Origin of the sequence: Stenotrophomonas sp. (assembly GCF_032056425.1) — a bacterium.
GTDB lineage: Bacteria > Pseudomonadota > Gammaproteobacteria > Xanthomonadales > Xanthomonadaceae > Stenotrophomonas.
Window position 1 is genome coordinate 1 of record NZ_DAMBCN010000024.1, and the last position, 20,260, is coordinate 20,260.

19 protein-coding genes are annotated in these 20,260 nt (G+C 65.8%); 10 read left to right on the forward strand and 9 right to left on the reverse strand.

Translation table 11 applies throughout. From position 1 onward, the window contains the following. Window positions 1-39 precede the first annotated feature (39 nt). Genes hflD through RTY46_RS15075 form a run of 4 tightly spaced genes read right to left on the reverse strand, consistent with a single transcriptional unit; the run spans window position 40 to window position 2,741 of the window. Complete coding sequence (hflD, locus tag RTY46_RS15060) at window positions 40-654, reverse strand: high frequency lysogenization protein HflD (RefSeq protein ID WP_199933043.1); 615 nt, start codon at window positions 652-654, stop codon at window positions 40-42. After that, window positions 651-1,793, reverse strand: coding sequence for a tRNA 2-thiouridine(34) synthase MnmA (mnmA, locus tag RTY46_RS15065; protein WP_312709367.1), 1,143 nt, complete (start codon window positions 1,791-1,793; stop codon window positions 651-653). The genes hflD and mnmA overlap by 4 nt, the downstream gene beginning before the upstream one ends. Further along, window positions 1,790-2,233, reverse strand: a complete 444-nt coding sequence (locus RTY46_RS15070) for an NUDIX hydrolase (protein ID WP_312709465.1) — start codon at window positions 2,231-2,233, stop codon at window positions 1,790-1,792. The genes mnmA and RTY46_RS15070 overlap by 4 nt, the downstream gene beginning before the upstream one ends. A gap of 19 nt (window positions 2,234-2,252) precedes the next feature. Beyond that, a complete protein-coding gene (locus RTY46_RS15075; RefSeq protein ID WP_312709369.1) occupies window positions 2,253-2,741 on the reverse strand; it encodes a hypothetical protein in 489 nt (162 codons plus the stop codon). A gap of 110 nt (window positions 2,742-2,851) precedes the next feature. Between RTY46_RS15075 and clpS the strand changes: the two genes are divergently transcribed. Both clpS and clpA read left to right on the forward strand, forming a co-directional pair. Next, window positions 2,852-3,178 (forward strand): ATP-dependent Clp protease adapter ClpS, encoded by a 327-nt coding sequence (clpS, locus tag RTY46_RS15080; protein ID WP_079221861.1) that lies wholly within the window; start codon window positions 2,852-2,854, stop codon window positions 3,176-3,178. Between the two features lie 305 nt (window positions 3,179-3,483). After that, window positions 3,484-5,766, forward strand: coding sequence for an ATP-dependent Clp protease ATP-binding subunit ClpA (gene clpA / locus RTY46_RS15085; RefSeq protein ID WP_312709371.1), 2,283 nt, complete (start codon window positions 3,484-3,486; stop codon window positions 5,764-5,766). A gap of 62 nt (window positions 5,767-5,828) precedes the next feature. On the opposite strand, the gene RTY46_RS15090 is transcribed toward clpA, so the two are convergent. From RTY46_RS15090 to RTY46_RS15105, 4 genes are all read right to left on the reverse strand, one after another. Continuing rightward, the gene (locus RTY46_RS15090) at window positions 5,829-6,212 is read right to left on the reverse strand and encodes a hypothetical protein (protein ID WP_312709373.1); all 384 of its coding nucleotides are present in this window, start codon (window positions 6,210-6,212) and stop codon (window positions 5,829-5,831) included. Between the two features lie 201 nt (window positions 6,213-6,413). Further along, window positions 6,414-6,632 (reverse strand): translation initiation factor IF-1, encoded by a 219-nt coding sequence (infA, locus tag RTY46_RS15095; RefSeq protein WP_005409596.1) that lies wholly within the window; start codon window positions 6,630-6,632, stop codon window positions 6,414-6,416. 86 nt (window positions 6,633-6,718) lie between these two features. Next, a complete protein-coding gene (aat, locus tag RTY46_RS15100) occupies window positions 6,719-7,459 on the reverse strand; it encodes a leucyl/phenylalanyl-tRNA--protein transferase (protein WP_312709374.1) in 741 nt (246 codons plus the stop codon). 80 nt (window positions 7,460-7,539) lie between these two features. Next, window positions 7,540-8,664 (reverse strand): GNAT family N-acetyltransferase, encoded by a 1,125-nt coding sequence (locus tag RTY46_RS15105; protein WP_312709376.1) that lies wholly within the window; start codon window positions 8,662-8,664, stop codon window positions 7,540-7,542. Window positions 8,665-8,774: 110 nt separating this feature from the next. Here RTY46_RS15105 and RTY46_RS15110 point away from each other — a divergent pair, with 110 nt between their 5' ends. Continuing rightward, window positions 8,775-9,788 carry a hypothetical protein gene (locus RTY46_RS15110; RefSeq protein ID WP_312709377.1) on the forward strand — a complete coding sequence of 338 codons (1,014 nt, stop codon included), beginning with the start codon at window positions 8,775-8,777 and terminating at the stop codon, window positions 9,786-9,788. Window positions 9,789-9,836: 48 nt separating this feature from the next. Then, entirely contained in the window at window positions 9,837-10,442 is a 606-nt protein-coding gene (locus RTY46_RS15115; RefSeq protein WP_312709379.1) for a hypothetical protein, read from the forward strand. Between the two features lie 64 nt (window positions 10,443-10,506). Here RTY46_RS15115 and trxB read toward each other — a convergent pair whose 3' ends face one another. After that, window positions 10,507-11,478 (reverse strand): thioredoxin-disulfide reductase, encoded by a 972-nt coding sequence (trxB, locus tag RTY46_RS15120; protein ID WP_108749607.1) that lies wholly within the window; start codon window positions 11,476-11,478, stop codon window positions 10,507-10,509. Window positions 11,479-11,709: 231 nt separating this feature from the next. Between trxB and RTY46_RS15125 the strand changes: the two genes are divergently transcribed. From RTY46_RS15125 to RTY46_RS15150, 6 genes are all read left to right on the forward strand, one after another. Beyond that, a complete protein-coding gene (locus RTY46_RS15125) occupies window positions 11,710-14,070 on the forward strand; it encodes a DNA translocase FtsK 4TM domain-containing protein (RefSeq protein WP_312709380.1) in 2,361 nt (786 codons plus the stop codon). Between the two features lie 36 nt (window positions 14,071-14,106). Further along, a complete protein-coding gene (locus RTY46_RS15130) occupies window positions 14,107-16,038 on the forward strand; it encodes a DUF3857 domain-containing protein (protein ID WP_312709381.1) in 1,932 nt (643 codons plus the stop codon). A 111-nt stretch (window positions 16,039-16,149) separates the two neighbouring features. Then, window positions 16,150-16,788 carry an outer membrane lipoprotein chaperone LolA gene (gene lolA / locus RTY46_RS15135; protein WP_312709382.1) on the forward strand — a complete coding sequence of 213 codons (639 nt, stop codon included), beginning with the start codon at window positions 16,150-16,152 and terminating at the stop codon, window positions 16,786-16,788. Window positions 16,789-16,934: 146 nt separating this feature from the next. After that, complete coding sequence (locus tag RTY46_RS15140) at window positions 16,935-18,212, forward strand: replication-associated recombination protein A (RefSeq protein WP_312709467.1); 1,278 nt, start codon at window positions 16,935-16,937, stop codon at window positions 18,210-18,212. A gap of 393 nt (window positions 18,213-18,605) precedes the next feature. Beyond that, window positions 18,606-18,998 (forward strand): DUF805 domain-containing protein, encoded by a 393-nt coding sequence (locus RTY46_RS15145; RefSeq protein ID WP_312709383.1) that lies wholly within the window; start codon window positions 18,606-18,608, stop codon window positions 18,996-18,998. Window positions 18,999-19,137: 139 nt separating this feature from the next. After that, window positions 19,138-20,148: an alpha/beta hydrolase-fold protein gene (locus RTY46_RS15150; protein WP_312709385.1), complete on the forward strand. Its 1,011-nt coding sequence runs from the start codon at window positions 19,138-19,140 to the stop codon at window positions 20,146-20,148. Window positions 20,149-20,260: the final 112 nt, after the last annotated feature.

Below are 20,260 nucleotides of genomic sequence, written 5' to 3' on the forward strand. Positions count from 1 at the left end.
TGATTGGTAGCGCCGGGCCATGCCCGGCGGGCGCTGCCCTCAGGCCAACAGCCGGTCCACCGCCTCGATCATGGCCTTGCGCCCGATCAGGAAGTCCCAGTAGCTGCCGCCCACCTGCCGCCATAGCACCGCGGCGCGCACGGCAGCCAGCAGCAGGGCGCGGATCTCCGCCACCACCCCGGCCTGGGCCAGGTAATGCGGGTTGCCCTGCACCATCACGCGCGGCTTGAGGTGGCTGATGGTGTCCGCGTACAGGCCGCCCAGGTTGGCCAGCACGTCCGGGTGCCCGCTGTCGCCCAGCTCGGCGGCCTGCTGCTGGGCACGCTCGATGCCCGAAGCCACCTTGTTCACGGTGGCCCCGTCCTGCACGAAGCGGCGCTCCAGCTGCAGCACCGACAGGGCCAGCTTGGGCAGCACCGGGTCCTGGCCCTGGTTGCGGAAGTAGTTGTGCAGCAGGCGCAGGCCACTCTTCAGCGCATGGCGGTCACCAAAGACCTCCTGCGGCGAGCCGGCATCGATGCGGAACACACTGTCCACCGCGGTACGCACGGCAGAGGCGTCGGAATGGCCGGTATCGGCGATACGGCGGACCTGCTGCAGGGCCTGGGCAATGCCGGCCAGGGCCAGTACGCGGTCGTCCACAGTGAAACTCATGCAGCAATTACCTCGAAAGGAGAAGGGGTGGTGCGCAGGCGCTCTTCCAGCGGCGCGTCAGTGGCGGCGATGACCGCACCGCCCAGGCAGACCTCGCCGTCGTACAGCACCAGCGACTGGCCAGGGGTGACGGCGCGCTGCGGGCGGGCGAAGGTGACCCGCACGCTGCCGTCGTCCAGCACGTCCACCGTGCACGGCTCGTCCGGCTGGCGGTAGCGGGTCTGTGCGGTGCACGCGAAGCGCCGCGCCGGCGGCGCACCGGCTATCCAGTGCGCGGTTTCCGAGCGCAGGCGGTTGGACAGCATCCACGGGCTTTCGCGGTCCTGGTCCACGTACAGCACGTTGCTGGCCACGTCCTTGCCCACCACATACCACGGGGCAGCGGGGCGGCCCCGTACGCCGCCGATGTTCAGGCCTTCGCGCTGGCCCAGGGTGAAATAGAACACGCCGGGGTGTTCGGCAATCACGCTGCCGTCGGCCGGGTCCAGAATCTGGCCGGGCCGGGCGGGCAGGTAACGGCCCAGGAATTCGCGGAAATCGCGCTCGCCAATGAAGCAGATGCCGGTGGAATCCTTCTTGGCGTGGGTGGGCAGGGCAACGTCGCGCGCAATGCGGCGCAGATCGCTCTTTTCCAGGTCGCCAATGGGAAACAGGGTCGCGGCCAGCTGCGCCTGCCCCAGCTGGTGCAGGAAGTAGCTCTGGTCCTTGGAACGGTCGGCGCCGCGCAGCAGCAGCCACTGCTGCCCACGCTGGGCCACGCGGGCGTAATGGCCGGTGGCAATGCGCTCGGCGCCCAGTTCACGGGCAGCGTCCAGGAAGTGCTTGAACTTCACCTCGCGGTTGCACAGCACGTCCGGATTGGGCGTGCGGCCGGCCGCGTACTCGGCCAGGAAGTGCTCGAACACGCCCTGCCAGTACTCACTGGAAAAATCGCGGAAGTGGAACGGTATACCCAGCAGTCCACAGACCGCCACGGCGTCGCGACGGTCATCCTCGGCGCGGCAGTCGCCGCTGCCATCGTCGGCCCAGTTCTGCATGAACAGGCCGGCCACGGCCTCGCCCTGCTGTACCAGGCGCCAGGCGGCCACCGACGAATCGACGCCGCCGGACACCCCCACCATCACCCGTGGGCTGCTCATGCGACCTCCTGAACCAGGTGCAGCGGGTGGCGCTGGCCGGCCAGATAGTCGGCCAGCACACGCCACACCAGCGGGCTGCGCAGGCGCTCGCTGGCGGCCTGCAGCTCGCCCGGGGTCATCCACAGCGCACGGTCAATGCCCGTATCCAGCGGTTGTGCCGGGTCATGGCTGAGCGGACGGGCGGCATAGCAGAAGCGCAGGAATGCGGTGCCGTCGCCGGCAGTCCACTGGTAGCAGCCGATGAAATCGGTCAGTTCCACCGTCCAGCCGGTTTCTTCGCGGGTTTCGCGCAGCGCTGCCTGGGCCAGGCTCTCGCCCGGCTCCAGGTGGCCCGCCGGCTGGTTCAGCACCGCGCGGCCGTCAATGGTTTCTTCCACCAGCAGCACGCGGCCGCCATCGACCACCACGGTGGCGACGGTGGCGTGCGGTGCCCAGCGCATGTCCTGCGGGGTATTCAACTCAGAGATCGTCCTTCTTGGTCAGTTCCAGTTCCATCGCATCGGCGGTACGGATCGCCGCGTCGATGGCATCGCTCAACTGTTCGGTGCTGGCATCGGCATCGATCTTCACCACGAACATCGCGGTGCTGTTCTGCTTCACCCAGCCGCCCATCTTGGCGTCCTGCGAATCTTCCAGCAGCCGGTTGGCCACAGCTTCGGGGAACTGCGCGGTCTTGGACACATAGCCCGGCGACCAGATCTCACGGATGTTGTGGCTGCCGAAGTCCTCCACGGCCGAACGCACGTAGACGATCTGGGTGCGATCGCCTTCCACGTCGAACACCATCTGGTAATCGCCGTCCTCGTCCACCTCGAAGGTGTAGCCCAGCTTTTCCAGGTGGCGGGCGATGGCGGCGTCGGCCTTGCTGCTCTCTGCGGCGGTCGCGGCACCGGCACTGCCGGCGGCGGCCAGGGCGAACAGCAGGGCAGGCAGAAGGGTCCTTTTCATGAAAATCCTGTGAAACGTGGGGGGCAGGCGTTGATTGTGACGGCGGCCGTGCGTGCCGTCCATTCCGCGGCGGGCCGACGCAGGACCGTCACACCCTCTATAATGTCCAGATGCCCCGCGAGTCTTCCCCCGAATCCCACCACGATCACGGTATTGCCGTGGAGCCCGCGCGCCCGGAAGTGGCGCCGCCGCCGTTCTACCAGGTCATGATCCTCAACGACGACTACACCCCGATGGATTTCGTGGTGGACGTCCTGCAGCAGTTCTTCAGCATGGACCTGGACAAGGCCACGCAGGTGATGCTGCACGTCCATACCCGCGGCCGCGGTGTCTGCGGGGTCTTCACCCGCGAAGTGGCCGAGACCAAGGTCGCCCAGGTCAACGAGTACTCGCGCATGAACCAGCATCCGCTGCTGTGCACGATGGAAAAGGCCTGACCCCGGCGCATCGCCGGTAATCCGCACTGTTCCAGCCATGGCCGTTCTCTGGCCCCGTCTGCGTGCTCACGTTCAATCCGCCTGCCTTGCCCGCAAAGATCCCGGGCGGAGCGCGTTGCGGGTCATCACGTGGCAATCGCTGGTGGCTCGGGTAGGGTTCGCAGACGCGCCGGTGGGCTTCCCGGGCGTGAACGATGATCAAGCAATCCGCACTGCTAACGCCATCTGAACGCAGCAATCCGCTAGGGTGATGGAAATCGCGTAGTCAGGCCGCATATTGTCCCCATCTGCCGCCGGAGTAATCCATGTTCAGCAAAGACCTCGAACACACCATCGGCCAGTGCTACAAGCGCGCCCGTGAGGCCCGGCATGAGTTCATGACGGTCGAACACCTGCTGTTGGCACTGCTCGACAACCCGTCCGCCCAGGCGGTCCTGAAGGCCTGTGGCGCCGACGCCGAACGCCTGCGCCAGGAGCTGGAACAGGCCATCGAAGCCTCGGTGTCCCGCCTGGCCGAAGATGATGGCCGCGATACCCAGCCGACCCTGGGCTTCCAGCGCGTGCTTCAGCGCGCCGTGTACCACGTGCAGTCCTCGGGCAAGAAGGAGGTGACCGGCGCCAATGTGTTGGTCGCGATTTTCGGCGAAAAGGACTCCCACGCGGTCTACTACCTCAACCAGCAGGACGTCACCCGGCTGGACGTGGTCAACTACCTGTCCCATGGCATCGCCAAGCTGGGCGAGGAGGGCGAGCAGCCGTCTTCCCCGGAAAGCGAAGGGCGCATGGAGGGCGGTGATGGTGAACCCAAGGGCGACGCCCTGACCGAGTTCGCCAGCAATTTGAACGAGCAGGCCCGGGCCGGCCGCATCGACCCGCTGGTAGGCCGTGCCGACGAGATCGAGCGCACCATCCAGGTCCTGTGCCGCCGCCGCAAGAACAACCCGCTGTATGTGGGTGAGGCAGGCGTGGGCAAGACCGCGATTGCCGAGGGCCTGGCCCGCCGCATCGTGGAAGGCTCGGTGCCGGATGTGCTGGCTGACGCGGTCATCTATTCGCTTGACCTGGGCGCGCTGGTCGCAGGCACCAAGTACCGCGGTGATTTCGAGAAGCGCCTGAAGGGCGTGCTGACCGCGCTGAAGAAGGTGCCCAACGCGGTGCTGTTCATCGACGAGATCCACACCATCATCGGTGCCGGTTCGGCGTCGGGCGGCACCATGGATGCCTCCAACCTGATCAAGCCGGCCCTGGCGTCGGGTGAGCTGCGCTGCATCGGCTCGACCACGTTCCAGGAATACCGCGGCATCTTCGAGAAGGATCGGGCGCTGGCCCGTCGCTTCCAGAAGATCGACATCGTGGAACCGACCGTGGGCGAGACCTACGAGATCCTGCAGGGCCTGAAGGCCAAGTACGAAGTCCACCACGGGGTCACGTATTCCGACGAGGCCCTGCAGGCGGCCGTGGACCTGTCGGTCAAGCACATCGGTGACCGCCTGTTGCCCGACAAGGCGATCGATGTGATCGACGAGGCCGGCGCGCGCCAGCGGCTGATGCCTCAAGGCCAGCGCAAGGAGCTGATCGACGTCGAGGAAGTCGAATCGATCGTGGCCAAGATGGCGCGCATCCCGGCCAAGCAGGTCAGCGCCACCGACAAGGATGTGCTGCAGCACCTGGAGCGCAACCTGAAGATGGTGATCTTCGGCCAGGACCCGGCCATCGACACCCTGGCCTCTGCCATCAAGCTGGCCCGCTCGGGCCTGGGCAACCCGGAAAAGCCGATCGGCAACTTCCTGTTCGCCGGCCCCACTGGCGTGGGCAAGACCGAAGTGACCAAGCAGTTGGCCCTGCAGCTGGGCATCGAGCTGGTCCGCTTCGACATGTCCGAGTACATGGAGCCGCATTCGATCAGCCGCCTGATCGGCGCGCCTCCGGGCTACGTCGGCTTCGACCAGGGCGGCCTGCTGACCGAGAAGATCGTCAAGACGCCGCACTGCGTGCTGCTGCTGGATGAAATCGAGAAGGCGCACCCGGACATCTTCAACATCCTGCTGCAGGTGATGGACCGCGGCGTGCTGACCGACACCAACGGCCGCGAAGCCAACTTCAAGAACGTGGTGCTGGTGATGACCACCAATGCCGGTGCGGCGCAGGCTTCCCGGCGTTCGATCGGCTTCACCAAGCAGGACCATGCCACCGACGCGATGGAAACCATCCGCCGGGCGTTCACCCCGGAATTCCGCAACCGCCTCGATGCGGTGGTGCAGTTCCAGGCGCTGGGCTTCGAGCACATCCTGCGCGTGGTCGACAAGTTCCTGATCGAGCTGGAAATGCGCCTGCAGGAAAAGCACGTCAGCCTGTCGGCCACCCCGACCGCGCGCGACTGGCTGGCCCACCACGGCTTCGACCCGCTGATGGGTGCGCGGCCGATGGCCCGCGTCATCCAGGACAAGATCAAGCGTCCGCTGGCCGACGAGCTGCTGTTCGGCAAGCTGGTGAACGGCGGCAAGGTCAGCATCGACGTGCGCGACGACGAACTGGTGGTGGAAACCCATGCCGAACCGGAGCGCCTGCTGCCGGCAACGGTGGAGTAACGGCGAGGGTGGTGGCATTGCAGGACAAGGGCGGCTTCGGCCGCCCTTGTTGTTTCCGCCGCTCAGCGCCCCTGCTGGGCCAGCCGCTTGAAGGTTGCCGCATTGATCGGCTCGATCCGGGCCACGCCACAATGGTTGCTGTCGGTGCGCAACGTGCTGCGGGCCTCGCCACAGATCCGCTGGGGTGTGCTGGGCGTGAAGAACACGTAGCGGGCCGAGGCAGCGGCGCCGAGGCAGCGCTTCTGCAGGTGCACCCGATAATGGCTGTTACCGTCGCGCAGCAGCACTTCACGTTCGGTGCTGGACGCGCGGACATCACTATCGGCGCCGACGGCGACGCATTCGGTCGGGGCCGTGGGCCGGGCGGGTTCGGCGGCGCGTGCCACCAAGGGGGAGCTGACCAGCAGGACCGCCGGCAGCAGGACATGCGGGAGCAGGGCGTTCATGGTCGGGCGGGGGTGGCGATCCGGACTGGATCGGATCCCACGATGCCGCTGGCAGGTCAAAGGCGAATCTGCCGCAAGCAGGGCTGACCGACGCCACGGTGAGTTCGGTCACGATGACCTCCGGCAGGGCCGGATTCCGGGCATGACAAAAGGCCAGCAACCAAGGCTGGCCTTGTCGGGGTGGCGCAGCGCGCCGACCGCTTACTTCATGCGGTAGGTGATACGACCCTTGGTCAGGTCGTACGGGGTCATTTCAACCTTGACCCGGTCACCGGTGAGGATGCGGATGTAGTTCTTGCGCATGCGGCCGGAGATGTGGGCGATGATTTCGTGCCCATTTTCCAGGCGAACGCGGAAAGTGGTGTTCGGCAGCGTCTCGCTGACGGTGCCCTCGAACTCGATGGAATCGTCTTTCGACATGTAGTCCTGTGCGGTTCAGAAAACGGCCACGCTGGGCCTAAGGCGCAGTATTTTACGCGCACTCGCGCCAGCTTGCAAAGTTTGTGTTAACCCCCGGCCAGGGCCCGCGCAGGCAGGCGCCCCAGTGCCGCGGTCCAGGGGCGCTCGCGCCCCGGCTGCTGCACGGCATGGCGCACGTGCTGCAGGAAGTCCTGCCGGGGCAGGTGGATGGCCCCCATCCGCAGCAGGTGCGGGTTCTCTACCTGGGCATCGATCAGCGGCCAGCCCCAATCGTTCAGGGTAGCCGCCAGTGCCGCCAGCGCCACCTTGGAGCCGCCGCTGGCACCGCTGAACATGCTCTCGCCGAAGAACATCTGGCCAATGGCAACGCCATAGATGCCGCCGACCAGATCCTGCCGGTCCCAGACCTCGAACGAGTGGGCAAAGCCCAGGTCGTGCAGATGGCTGTAGGCATCCACCATGGCGGGACTGATCCACGTGCCGTCTTGCCCGGCGCGGGGCGCCCCGGCGCAGGCGCGCATCACCTGGGTGAACGCTGTGTCCGCGGTCACCTCCCAATGGCTGGCGCGCAGTTGGCGACGGAAGCGGCTGGACAGATGCACGCCATCGGTGCGAAACACCATGCGCGGATCGGGCGACCACCACAGGATCGGCTCACCTTCACTGAACCACGGAAAGATGCCGCCCGCGTAGGCATTCAGCAGTCGCAGCGGGTGCAGGTCGCCGCCCACCGCCAGCAGCCCGTCGGGCTGGCGCAGCGCAGTTTCAGCGGGCGGGAAGGGCGCGTCCGGCGCATCGGCCAGGCGCCAGGGCAGCTGGCGGGTCATGCGGGCATTGTAGTCGTCGCGGCCCCGCACGAATGCCACGGTTGACGGGCGCTTGGTAGATGCCAACCTTGGTTGGCGCGTCATCCGTCCGCGCGGAACGGGCTGTGCCCCATCAACTCCTGCCGGTACCGACGCACGTCGCGCCGTTCCTGTCGGCACCACTCCTGCAGTGCCTCGGCAAAATCCGCATCGGCCACCCAATGCCGGCTGCGCACCAGCGTCGGCAGGAATCCCCGCGCCAGTTTGTGCTCGCCCTGTGCGCCCGGCTCGAAGCGCGCCAGTCCCTCGCGCAGGCAGTACTCGATGCCCTGGTAGTAACAGGCCTCGAAGTGCAGGCCGGGCAGGGTGGCGCCGCCCCAGTAGCGGCCGTACAGCGTGTCGCCTCCGCGCAGGCACAGGGCACCGGCAATCGGCTCGCCCTCGTGCTCGGCCAGGAACAGCACCAGTCCGCGCCCCAGCGAAATCGCCAGATGACGCAGGAACGCCTCGGTCAGCGCCGGTGCGTTGCCGTACTCCAAGAAGGTCTGCAGGTAGAAGCGGTACATCGCCTGCAGATCGGTGCGGCTGGCCTCATCGCCATGCACCACCCGGAAGCTGATGCCCTGGCGGACGACTTTTGCCCGCTCCTGGCGGATGTTCTTGCGGTGCTTGTGGTTCATCGCGCCCAGGAACTGCTCGAAGGTCGTCCAGTCGCCGGGGTTCTGCCATTGGAACTGGATGTCCTCGCGCAGCAGCCAATCGTTGCCGAAGGCGGCCTCATCACTGGCCGTGTGGAAATTGATATGCGCCGACGAGACATCCAGTGCCACCAGCTGCGCGCGCAGTGATGCCAGCAGTTCGCCGCGCCGCGAATCGTGACGGGCCAGCAGGCGCGGGCCGGTCACAGGGGAGTACGGCACCGCGCCCAGCCATTTCGGGTAGTAATCGCGACCATGCCGGTCATAGGCATCGGCCCAGGCATGGTCGAACACGAACTCGCCGTGCGAGTTGGTCTTCAGGTAGCCGGGAATGGCCCCGACCACCGTGTCGCCATCCCACAGGGTGAAGTGCTGCGGCTGCCAGCCCCAGTCTTCGCGCAGGCAGCCGTGGGCTTCCAGTCCGGACAGGAAGGCATGGCTGACGAAGGGGTTGCGACCGTCGTGCAGTGCATCCCAATCGGTGGCGGGAATGGCCTGCAGGGAGGTCAGGAAGCGGGAGGAGGGCATGGGAGGGAAGGGTAAGCCAAGCGAAGTACGAGTGATATTGACGGAATTGGTCGGGTCGACCCTCGCTGCCGAGTGAGGAAAGTTGAATTTCTCTCTGCTCGGAGGATTCCATGCCTGCAGCGGAGCAAGGTGTGCGTAGGCCGCATGAGCGGTCCGCGCTCAACTACAGGGAGTACCAGAAAATGAAGGTAACGAGACTGGCAGTGCTGGCAATTGCCATTGGGCTGACCTTTGCGTCGGTCATCCGTGCGTCCGAGGCCGGAAAAGGTGCGGTGCCAACAGCGAGTTCGATAGCCGGCTCACGCACTGCGACGACAGGCGCGGTGCAGAGCGATGCACAGCTTGACGGCCTATTGACCCTGCGTGCACAGGAAATTCTGGATCGGATGGATCGTCTCGAGGGACAGTCAATGGACATTCGCGTGCGGGTTGTCTTCGACTTCAGCGTGGGGGTAGTCCAGGTACACTTTGGCCCGGGGATGCTGCCGAACGACTACGGCGCCAGCTTCGAAGATCAGCACGACGCTTTCCGTCATGAATTGACTCATATCGCGCAAAAGGCCGCATCAGTAAAGGGAATAGCATTCCGTTACGACGGTCGCGGGTTGGAGGCGTATTTCCCTGAAGTAAGGCAGGAGGATGAAGATGCTCGTAAAGCGCGCGACGCAAGATCGCGAAATGGTCATGCCTTCGTATCGGCATCCCACGGCTATTACTACCATCATGGCTGGAAGAGATGGGTGCTGCAGCGCGACGCGTATAACGGCGTTCAGGAGGACCTCATCACTCCGGGGTATGCCGATGAACTACAGATGTGGCTTGCACGGCGCGGGCCGAGTATAGCGACGACCCGCCCAAGGTCGCTCCTCACCGAAATTCAGCATCCAGAAGCCATGCAGCCGTGGTGGCAAATGGCTGCGCGGTACGCAATCAAGGAAAGGCTCACGGAGAATCCGGACATCTGGAACTCGAAGGGTGATCGCATCTATCCCCGTAGGGATTACGATGAGGACATCAACAGTCGTCCGCTCCTGGCAAATCACTTGGGCGCAGACGTGGCATTCCATCTTCACACCAATGGGGTGGACAATGCTGCGGTCTCAGGCACGCGTGCCGTTGTCTAGCCTGGCCGAGGGGACGATTTGCTTCTGGGGCGTAACGTCCTGTGCTACATGAGGGAGTTGATACAAAGCTCAGAGGGATACGGCGAGTTTCCTGTGGTTGAAGAGCCGTTCCAGGAGGACAAGGGCGAGAATCGCCTGTCCAGAATGCCATCGGTGATAGTCGAAATGGGCTTCCATACGAATCCCGAGGACGCCGCAGCCCTGCAGGATCCCGCCTTCCGTACAGCGTCCATGAAAGGCGTTGAAAAGGGCTATCGGCTGTTCCGCCAAGGAAAGGGCTGCGTCCCGCTCAAGGCCCAGCCAATCGACGGCATTCACCTTTCAGCAGGGGGCTCGCAGCAGGTCGATGTCGTATTTGAAGGCTACCCTCAATATCCGATCGAACTGGTCACCACAAACGTTGGCTGTCCGCCAAACTGGACCTGTACCGATGGAAGGGTTCGTATTGAGTCCCCGGATGCGAAACCAAGCCAAGTCACTTTGCGATGCGAGAACGCGGGAAGCGCGCCCATCTTCTGGAACACTCAGGTGGTCGACGATGATGGCGTCAAGTCTCCGCCGGTACGCCACTGGGTTCAGTGCGTCCGCGGCCCGGGTGGTGCAGTCGCAAGTCCCGGTGTCCCGGCCGGGGTTGATGCTGCGACTGCAGGTTAAAAAAACGGGCGCTTTCGCGCCCGTTTTCCTTGGTCGAGCATGGCTCGACTCTACACCTGGCCGGTCAGCTGGCCTTGCCCTGTGCGTCCAGGTATCGCTCTGCATCCAGTGCGGCCATGCAGCCGAAGCCGGCCGAGGTGATCGCCTGGCGGTAGTGCTGGTCGGCCACGTCGCCAGCGGCGAACACGCCTTCCACCGAGGTCTGGGTGGCGTTGCCGCCCAGGCCCGAGCGGATTTCCAGGTAGCCGTTGTTCATGGCCAGCTGGCCGTCGAACAGCTGGGTGTTCGGGTGGTGGCCGATGGCCACGAAGAAGCCGTGGGCCTCGATGTCGCGGGTACTGCCGTCCAGGGTCGACTTCACGCGCACACCGGTCACGCCGGCGTCGTTGCCCAGCACTTCTTCCACCTGGTGGTGCCAGACGGTCTCGATCTTGCCGGCGGCGACCTTGGCGAACAGCTTGTCCTGCATGATCTTTTCCGCCTTCAGGGTGTCGCGGCGGTGGACCAGGTAGACCTTGCGGGCGATGTTGGACAGGTACAGGGCCTCTTCCACGGCGGTGTTGCCGCCGCCAACCACCACCACGTCCTGGTCGCGGTAGAAGAAGCCGTCGCAGGTGGCGCAGGCGGACACGCCGCGGCCCTTGAAGGTTTCCTCGGTCGGAATGCCCAGGTACTTGGCGGTCGCGCCGGTGGAGATGATCAGCGCATCGCAGGTGTACTCGTGGCTGTCACCGATCAGCTTGAACGGGCGCTGCGACAGGTCGGCTGTGTGGATGTGGTCGAAAATGACCTCGGTCTCGAAGCGCTCGGCGTGGGCCTGCATGCGTGCCATCAGGTCCGGACCCATCAGGCCGTGGGCGTCGCCCGGCCAGTTGTCTACTTCGGTGGTGGTCATCAGCTGGCCGCCCTGCTGCAGGCCGGTGATGACCACCGGCTTCAGGTTGGCGCGGGCGGCATAGACCGCGGCGGTCCAACCGGCCGGGCCGGAACCGAGGATGACGAGGCGCTGATGGCGGGAGGGCAGGCTGGTGCTCATGTAGACTCGCGAAAAGGTAGATGGGACAAGGCGCGGCACGGTTTGCGCGGCAACCTTGGCTGGTCATAGAGTGGCGGCTGGGGCAGGGCGATTCAAGCCGATGTACAGAACGCGGTCGCCCACGGGTGAATGACCGCCGTTCTGACGCCCTTTCGGCTGCAGTGACTGAAAACTGACGCCGTCTCGTTTATTATCAAACACTAACAGCGCATTCCAAAGGTATGGTCTAAGGTGGCGAAGCAGGTGCCCGAACGCTCCAAGTCCGACGACAGCAAGGCGTCGCGTCGCACGGCGGCCGCGGCAACGACCGACAATCCACGGCGCCAGCGCCTGTGGCGTGACCTGGGGCTGATCGCAATCGCGCCGGCGCTGCTTTACCTGGCCGCCAGTCTCTTTACGTATTCAGCCAGCGATCCCGGTTGGTCGCATACCGGCAGTGTGGTGGCCCCCGTGCACAACATGGGCGGCCGTGCCGGCGCCTGGATTGCAGACGTGCTGCTGCAGCTGTTTGGCTACATTGCCTTCCTGCTGCCGGTGGTGCTGGGCGCGTTGTCCTGGATCGCCATGTTCGGGCTCAAGCGCGAGGCCAAGGGCGAGAACGATCTGGACCCTGCCTTGCGCCTGGTCGGCCTGGTCGGCTTCCTGATTGCCGGTACCGGTTTCCTCCATGTACGCCTGTTCAGTGGCGATGTCTCCAGTGCCGGCGGCATCCTGGGCAAGCTGGTGGGCAATTCGCTCGCCGTGGGCTTCGGTGCGCTGGGCGCCAATCTGTTCGTGCTGGTGCTGCTGTTGGCCTCGATCACCCTGGCCACGGGGTTGTCCTGGTTTGCGGTCATGGAAAAGATCGGCCGTGGCGTGATGTCACTGGCGCCGCTGCTGGAACGCAAGAGGGAGCAGGCGACCGAATGGAAGCAGACCCGCGCCCTGCGTGAAGAGCGCCAGGAAGTGCGCAAGGCCGATGCCGAAGTGCGTGCCAAGCGCGAGCCGGTAAAGATCGAGCCGCGCCCGGAACCGGTGATCGAGAAAAGTGACCGGGCCAAGCGCGACAACCAGATTCCGATGTTCCGCGGCGTCAATGGTGACGGCTCGGACCTGCCGCCGCTGGCCCTGCTGGACGATCCCAAGCCGCAGCCCAAGGGCTACGACGAGGAAACGCTGGAAACCCTGTCGCGGCAGATCGAGTTCAAGCTGAAGGACTTCCGCATCGATGCGCAGGTGGTCGGCGCCTATCCCGGCCCGGTCATCACCCGCTTCGAGATCGAGCCGGCGCCGGGCATCAAGGTCAGCCAGATCAGCTCGCTGGACAAGGACATCGCCCGCGGCCTGTCGGTGAAGTCGGTGCGCGTGGTCGATGTGATTCCGGGCAAGTCGGTGATCGGCCTGGAAATCCCCAACGTCACCCGCGAAATGATCTTCCTGTCCGAGCTGCTGCGCTCGAAGGAATACGACAAGGCGGCCAGCGTGCTGACCCTGGCGCTGGGCAAGGACATTGCCGGCCGGCCGACCGTAGCCGACCTGGCGCGCATGCCGCACCTGCTGGTGGCCGGTACCACCGGCTCGGGCAAGTCGGTGGCGGTCAACGCCATGGTGCTCAGCCTGCTGTATAAGGGCTCGCCGAAAGACCTGCGCATGCTGATGATCGACCCGAAGATGCTGGAACTGAGCGTCTACCAGGGCATTCCGCATCTGCTGGCGCCGGTGGTCACCGACATGAAGGAGGCCGCCAACGGCCTGCGCTGGTGCGTGGCCGAGATGGAGCGCCGCTACAAGCTGATGAGCGCAGTGGGCGTGCGCAACCTGGCTGGCTTCAACAAGAAGGTGAAGGACGCCGAGGACGCCGGCCAGCCGTTGATGGACCCGCTGTTCAAGCCCAACCCGGAACTGGGCGAGGCGCCGCGCCCGCTGGAAACGCTGCCGTTCATCGTCATCTTCATCGACGAATTCGCCGACATGATGATGATCGTCGGCAAGAAGGTGGAAGAGCTGATCGCCCGCCTGGCACAGAAGGCGCGTGCGGCCGGCATCCACCTGATCCTGGCCACCCAGCGCCCGTCGGTGGACGTGATCACCGGCCTGATCAAGGCCAACATCCCCACCCGCATTGCCTTCCAGGTCAGCTCGAAGATCGATTCGCGCACCATCCTGGACCAGTCCGGCGCCGAAACCCTGCTCGGCCACGGCGACATGCTGTACCTGCCGCCGGGCACGGCCATGCCCGAGCGCGTGCACGGCGCGTTCGTGTCCGACGATGAAGTGCACCGCGTGGTCGAGCACCTGAAGGCGATGGGCCCGGCCGATTACATCGACGGCGTGCTGGACGAGGTGCAGACGCTGGGTGATGGCGTGGTGGTGGGTGCTACCGGCCTGCCGGAAACCAGCGCCGCCGGCGACGAATCCGACCCGCTGTACGACGAGGCCCTGCGCGTGGTGACCGAAACCCGTCGCGCCTCCATTTCCGGTGTGCAGCGGCGCCTGAAGATCGGTTACAACCGCGCGGCCCGCCTGATCGAGGCCATGGAAGCGGCCGGCGTGGTCAGCGCGCCTGAACACAACGGCGACCGCACGGTGCTGGCACCGCCGCCACCGAAGTAAGCCCTGCCACCGCCACCACGTCCAAGGAACCGACGCATGCATCGACTTCTTCCCCGCGTGCTGGCGCTGGCCTGCACCCTGGCGGCCGGCCCTGTGCTGGCCGACGCCGGCGTACCGCAGCCGGCGCCGCCTTCCACCAGCAGTGACGCCGAAGCGGCCAACAATTTCAGCTTCGTGCGCTATCGCGCGGATTACCAAGTGCGCGCCGATGCCGGCAACATCCAGACCGAAACCTACGAAATCCTGTTGAAGACAAAGGCCGCGGTGGAGCAGTTCAGCCAGGTGCGGCTGAGCTACAGCGAAAAGATGGAAACGCTGGAGGTGGTGAGCGCCTACACGCTGACCGCTGACGGCCAGCGCCGCGACGTGCCGGCCGACCGCATCTATACCCAGGAAAGCTATTCCAGCGCCGCGGCCGCCATGTATGCCGACCGCAAGGTGCGGGTGATCGTGTTCCCCAACCTGGCGCCGGGCACGCGGCTGCTCTACCAGGTGCGGCGCACCCAGCTGACGCCGTATTTCCCGGGCTACTTCGGGCTGTGGGAAACCTTCAATGTGTTTACCCAGTACGATGATGCCGAAGTGACCCTGAGCGCGCCGGCCAACCTGCCCATGTACGTGGACAGCCGGGGCGTGCAGGGCAGCGACCGCCCGCAGGTGAAGAACGGCCAGGCGCAGTGGCGCTGGCGCTACCAGCGGCGCGAGCCGATGCAGGCGCAGAACTGGTCGGCGGCGGTGTGGGAGTTCGGCCCGAACATCATGGCCAGCACCTACAAGGATTGGGCGCAGATGGGGCGTGCTTACCAGCGCAAGGCGGGCGAGGCCGCGCAGGTCACCCCGCAGATCCAGGCGCTGGCCGACGAAGTGACCGCCGGCATCAGCGACCGCAAGGCGCAGGCCGATGCGCTGTACCGCTGGGTGGCGCAGAACATCCGCTACGTGGCGGTCTACCTTGGCAATGGCGGGCTGGAGCCCAACAGCGCGCAGAGCATCCTCGACAACCACTACGGCGACTGCAAGGACCACGTGGCGATCCTGGAAGCACTGCTGGCGGCCAAGGGCATTGCCAGCTCGCCGGTGCTGATCGGTGCCGGTGGCGGGCCGACGCTGCCGAAGATTCCGGTGCTGGGGCGGTTCAACCACGCCATCACCTACGTGCCCGAGTTCGACCTGTATCTGGATTCGACCAGCGCCTGGGCCCGCTTTGGCCAGCTGCCCGACGGCGACCTGGGCGCGCCGGTGCTGCACACGCGCACGGCCAGCCTGGCGCGCACGCCGGCGAACGGCCCGGAGCGCAACGCCACGGTGATGGATGTGCGATTCACCTTCGATGCGCAGGGCAACCTGCGTGGTGAGACCGTCCCCCAGTTGGGCGACAACGCCGAGATCGGCATGCGCGCGCAGTTTGCCCAGCTCAACGCGCAGAACCGCGCACGGGCGGAGGAATCGATCATGGCGGCGTCCGGTTTCGACGGGCGCGGCCAGCTGCAGCTGCAGGGCGTGCCGGTCGACCTGACCCATCCGTTCGGCTACCGCATGGCCTTCCAGGCCGAGGACTATGTGGACTTCAGCGTGGCCGGCGGCATGGCCGTGCCGGATCCGCCGGGCGGTGAATCGGTGCGTGGGCTGTACGCCACGGCGTCGGCGCCTGCCAATGAGACGCCGTTCTACTGCAACGCCAGCCTGCGTGAAGAGACCTACCGCCTGCAGTTTCCGGGCAGCGTGCCGATCATCGCCATCCCGCAGAGCCAGCATTTCAGCAATGCGGCAGGTGACTACCGCGTGGACTGGACGCGGGACGACCAGGAAGTGATCGTCCACCACCGCCTGCAGCAGAATGCCGTGCGCGGCGCCGATGCCCTGTGCCAGCCACAGGATTACCCGGCATTCCGGGCGCTGTACCGTGAAGTGCGGCGCGGCTTCCGCGGGCAGGTCCTGTACGGCAGATTGCCGGACCCTGCTCGCTGAATCGCCGATGCACGAACGGGGCGGCATAATGTGGCCCTGATCGCCCATTCATCTTTGCCCGGGCACACTGGCTCCCAACTTTCCTGGCGCGTGCGCCCACAGGATTCCTGCATGAACATCCGCTTCCGTCGTTTCCTCGCCACCACCACCCTGGCCGTAGCGTGTGCCGCTGCCGGCAGCGCCTGGGCCGGTGCCCGCGATGACCTGAAGACCTTCACCAGTGGCCTGAAGGGCCTGGATGGGCAGTTCAGCCAGCAGGTGTTCGACAGCCGCGGCAACGTGAAGGAATCGACCAGTGGCCGCGTTGCGCTGTCGGCACCGCGCCTGTTCCGCTGGGAATACGTGCGCCCGCACGAACAGCTGATCGTGGCCGACGGCAAGAAGGTCTGGATGTACGAGCCGGACCTGGAGCAGGCTACCGTGCGCGAGCAGGGCAAGGAAGAGCAGAACAGCCCGCTGACTGCACTGATCAACCCGGCGCTGCTGGAACAGCAGTACGACCTGAGCGAAGAAGCGGCCAAGCGTGACGGCCTGCAGTGGCTGTCGCTGTCGCCCAAGCGCGATACCGAAGCCAGCTTCCAGTACGCCGCACTGGGCTTCAACGCCCAGGGCCTGGCCAAGATGGAAATCACCGATGCCGTCGGCCAGCGCACCGTGATCACCTTCAGCGGCTGGAAGCGCAACCCCGGTTTCGCCGCCGGCACCTTCAGCTTCACCCCGCCGAAGGGCACCGACGTCATCGGCAATTGAGGCGGCAACCGCTCTGGTAGGTGCCAACCTTGGTTGGCACGCTCTCGCGGTACAATGCCCCGGTGCCAAGACATCGTTCCACCTCCTTCCCCGGCCCCGATCTGCTGAGCGTTGATCGGGATCACCTGCGCCCGCTGGCCGAGCGCATGCGCCCGCGCACCCTCGACGAAATGGTCGGGCAGAAGCGCCTGCTGACGCCGGAAAGCGCGCTGCGCCGTGCGGTCGAATCCGGACGCGTGCATTCGATGATCCTGTGGGGCCCGCCGGGCTGCGGCAAGACCACGTTGGCGCTGCTGCTCGCCGAATACTCCGACGCCGAATTCCGTGCCATCTCCGCCGTGCTGTCCGGCCTGCCGGAAGTGCGCCAGGTGCTGGCCGAGGCGGCGCAGCGGTTCGCCGAAGGCCGACGCACCGTGCTGTTCGTGGACGAAGTGCATCGCTTCAACAAGGCGCAGCAGGATGCGTTCCTGCCGCATATCGAGCGCGGCACCATCCTGTTTGTCGGCGCCACCACCGAAAATCCTTCGTTCGAACTGAATTCCGCGCTGCTGTCGCGCTGCCGCGTGCACGTGCTGGAAGCGGTGTCGCCCACGGATATTGTCGAGGCGCTGGAACGAGCACTCGGGGACCGCGAGCGCGGCCTGGGCGAGGAGCGCATCGAGGTCGCCCCCGAGCTGCTGCTGGAAATCGCTACCGCCGCCGACGGTGACGTGCGGCGTGCGCTGACCCTGCTGGAAATCGCCGCCGAGCTGGCGGGCGGGGAGGGCGGTCGCATCACCCCGCAGACCCTGACCCAGGTGCTGGCTGACCGCACCCGCCGCTTCGACAAGGGCGGCGAGCAGTTCTACGACCAGATCTCGGCGCTGCACAAATCCGTGCGCAGCTCCAACCCCGATGCCGCGCTGTACTGGCTGACCCGCATGCTCGATGGCGGCTGCGATCCGTCCTACCTGGCGCGGCGCCTGACCCGCATGGCCATCGAAGATATCGGCCTGGCCGACCCGCGCGCGCAGAGCATGGCGCTGGAAGCCTGGGACATCTACGAGCGGCTGGGCAGTCCGGAAGGCGAGCTCGCGTTTGCGCAGCTGGTGCTGTACCTGGCCAGTACCGCCAAGTCGAACGCCGGCTATGCGGCCTTCAACCAGGCCAAGGCCGATGTGCGCGAGAGCGGCACCGAAGAAGTGCCGCTGCACCTGCGCAATGCACCGACCAAGCTGATGAAGCAGCTGGGTTACGGCGCCGAGTATCAGTACGACCACGACGCCGAAGGCGGCATTGCGCTGGACCAGACGGGCTTCCCTGATGCGATGGGCGAGCGGGTGTACTACAACCCGGTGCCGCGTGGGCTGGAGATCAAGTTGAAGGAAAAGCTGGACCGCCTGCGCGCAGAGCGTGAGGCGGCGAGGGCGGCAAAAGGCCGCTGACCTGCTCCTTTAGAGCCGAGCCATGCTCGACTCCCAAAGAAGTCGGCGCTCATTGCGCGATGCATGTCGAAGAGTGGCAGATACGTCAATCTGCGCCGATTAGGATCAGGTTGGTGCCTGTGGGATGAAGCCAGAGAAATAACTCCTGCTCGCCTTTACGGAAGCCGGATGAGCAGACCGCCTGCCACCCTTGGCCACAGTTGACCTCGGGGAAGCCCAGTAAGGTGGATTGGGAGTACTCGCGTGGCAATGCTTTCCATCCCGCCTTTAACAGCGCGCTCGACTGCTTTCGCACCCCAGTCGAGCATGGCTCGACTCTACAAAAGCCGCCGCGTTTGTCGCGTCTGCCAGCATTTGGCACACTGCGCGGCTTCTTGATCAAGGACCGATACCATGGAACAGCTGATTCTGCCGTTGAAGCGCTACGCCCAGTTCGAGGGTCGCGCCAACCGCCGCGAGTACTGGATGTTCCAGTTGTTCCTCCTGTTGGCGACCGCAGCCGTATCCCTGCTGGCCGGCGTGCTGGCCATCATCATGCACTCCAACGAGAGCGCGCTGGCGGCCATCGTGATGGGCCTGATGGCGCTGCTCGGCCTGATGTGGCTGGTCACCATCGTGCCGCTGATTGCCGTGACCGTGCGCCGCCTGCACGACTGCAACCAGTCCGGCTGGCTGTACCTGCTGGCGCTGGTGCCCGGTGGCGGCGTGGTGATCCTGGTGTTTGCGCTGTTGCCAGGCACGCCGCAGGAGAATCGCTACGGCCCGGTGCCGCCGGAGTTCGGCTGAGTTTCTGCCATGCCCGGCGGCGTTGGTTGGCCCGCGCGATACACAGTGTGACGTTTGATCGATGTGATAATCATTCGCGTTTATTGTAGACTGCGGTCCCTTGATGAAGAGGCGGCCCGGCCCGCCGCGTCCGTCACCCATGATGTTTTCCGTACGCTCCGTCGGCTGCCTGGCCGCCCTGATGATGGGGGGCCTGATGGCCGCTCCCTATGCCCACGCGCAGCAGCGCAACCCGCAGCAGCTGATGGGCCGTACCGTACTGGACGAGCCCGCGTCCAGCTACCGGTTCGAACGTTTCGTGATCGACAGCCCCGACCAGCAGCGCCGCTGGCGGGTGAACGTGGCGATCCCGGCCAAGACTGGCAAGACCCCTGCGCCGGTGCTGTACGCGCTCGATGGCAATGCGGTGGCGATGGTGCTGGACCAGCCGCTGCTGGACGAGCTGGCCGCCCGCAAGGCGCCGCCGGTGCTGGTGCTGATCGGTTATGACAACGAGCTGCGCATCGATTCGCCGTCGCGCACCCGCGATTACACCGCCTGGATCGATCGGGCCGACGACGAGGCCGGCACCACCCAGGCCACCGGTGGCGGCGCGGCCGCGTTCCTGGATGTGATCGAACGCCGCATCAAGCCCGAGGTCGAGCGCCGCGCAAATATCGATCCGCAGCAGCAGGCGCTGTGGGGTCACTCGCTGGGCGGGCTGTTCGTGCTCAACACGCTGTACACCCGGCCGGCGGCTTTCCAGTACTTCCTGGCCGCCAGTCCGTCGCTGTGGTGGGCGCAGGGCGCCGCGCTGGGCGACCCGGAGCAGCAGTTCGTGCAGAACGTGCACGGCCAGCCGGCCAAGGTCTGGTTGATGCTGGGCGGTGCCGAGCGCGTGGGTGACCGCGGCAAGCGCGATATGAACAACCCGCGGGTGGTCGCGCACCTGCGCCGCATTGGCGGTGCCACCCCGGATGCAGCCCTGCAGCTGTCCACGCGCCTGGCCAAGGTGCCGGCGCTGCAGGTGCAGTACCGCGAGTTCCCGGGGCTGGGCCATGGCCCGATGCTGCCGGCCTCGTTCCATGCCGCTCTGCATGAACTCTACGGCGTGGCCGATCGCAGCGAAGCGGACGGCAAGGCGCCGGCCGCCGCCAACGCTACCGAATGACAACCCCGCACGGCCAACCCGTGCGACCCCACTACCCAGGCTTGGCTGTCGATGTGCAGCGGCCCAGGCAACCGATGAATCCCGCGCCACGCGGCGCGGCCTACGTGTGCAA

Excerpts from the sequence above, each read along its gene's own strand:
- trxB (WP_108749607.1), bottom strand. The coding sequence starts at position 11,478 with ATGAGCACCAGCCTGCCCTCCCGCCATCAGCGCCTCGTCATCCTCGGT.
- RTY46_RS15075 (WP_312709369.1), bottom strand. The coding sequence starts at position 2,741 with ATGAAAAGGACCCTTCTGCCTGCCCTGCTGTTCGCCCTGGCCGCCGCC.
- RTY46_RS15145 (WP_312709383.1), top strand. The coding sequence starts at position 18,606 with ATGGAACAGCTGATTCTGCCGTTGAAGCGCTACGCCCAGTTCGAGGGT.
- RTY46_RS15070 (WP_312709465.1), bottom strand. The coding sequence starts at position 2,233 with ATGCGCTGGGCACCGCACGCCACCGTCGCCACCGTGGTGGTCGATGGC.
- hflD (WP_199933043.1), bottom strand. The coding sequence starts at position 654 with ATGAGTTTCACTGTGGACGACCGCGTACTGGCCCTGGCCGGCATTGCC.
- mnmA (WP_312709367.1), bottom strand. The coding sequence starts at position 1,793 with ATGAGCAGCCCACGGGTGATGGTGGGGGTGTCCGGCGGCGTCGATTCG.
- aat (WP_312709374.1), bottom strand. The coding sequence starts at position 7,459 with ATGACCCGCCAGCTGCCCTGGCGCCTGGCCGATGCGCCGGACGCGCCC.
- RTY46_RS15110 (WP_312709377.1), top strand. The coding sequence starts at position 8,775 with ATGCCTGCAGCGGAGCAAGGTGTGCGTAGGCCGCATGAGCGGTCCGCG.
- infA (WP_005409596.1), bottom strand. The coding sequence starts at position 6,632 with ATGTCGAAAGACGATTCCATCGAGTTCGAGGGCACCGTCAGCGAGACG.
- clpS (WP_079221861.1), top strand. The coding sequence starts at position 2,852 with ATGCCCCGCGAGTCTTCCCCCGAATCCCACCACGATCACGGTATTGCC.
- lolA (WP_312709382.1), top strand. The coding sequence starts at position 16,150 with ATGAACATCCGCTTCCGTCGTTTCCTCGCCACCACCACCCTGGCCGTA.
- RTY46_RS15105 (WP_312709376.1), bottom strand. The coding sequence starts at position 8,664 with ATGCCCTCCTCCCGCTTCCTGACCTCCCTGCAGGCCATTCCCGCCACC.
- RTY46_RS15090 (WP_312709373.1), bottom strand. The coding sequence starts at position 6,212 with ATGAACGCCCTGCTCCCGCATGTCCTGCTGCCGGCGGTCCTGCTGGTC.
- RTY46_RS15115 (WP_312709379.1), top strand. The coding sequence starts at position 9,837 with ATGAGGGAGTTGATACAAAGCTCAGAGGGATACGGCGAGTTTCCTGTG.
- RTY46_RS15130 (WP_312709381.1), top strand. The coding sequence starts at position 14,107 with ATGCATCGACTTCTTCCCCGCGTGCTGGCGCTGGCCTGCACCCTGGCG.
- RTY46_RS15150 (WP_312709385.1), top strand. The coding sequence starts at position 19,138 with ATGATGTTTTCCGTACGCTCCGTCGGCTGCCTGGCCGCCCTGATGATG.
- RTY46_RS15140 (WP_312709467.1), top strand. The coding sequence starts at position 16,935 with ATGCGCCCGCGCACCCTCGACGAAATGGTCGGGCAGAAGCGCCTGCTG.
- clpA (WP_312709371.1), top strand. The coding sequence starts at position 3,484 with ATGTTCAGCAAAGACCTCGAACACACCATCGGCCAGTGCTACAAGCGC.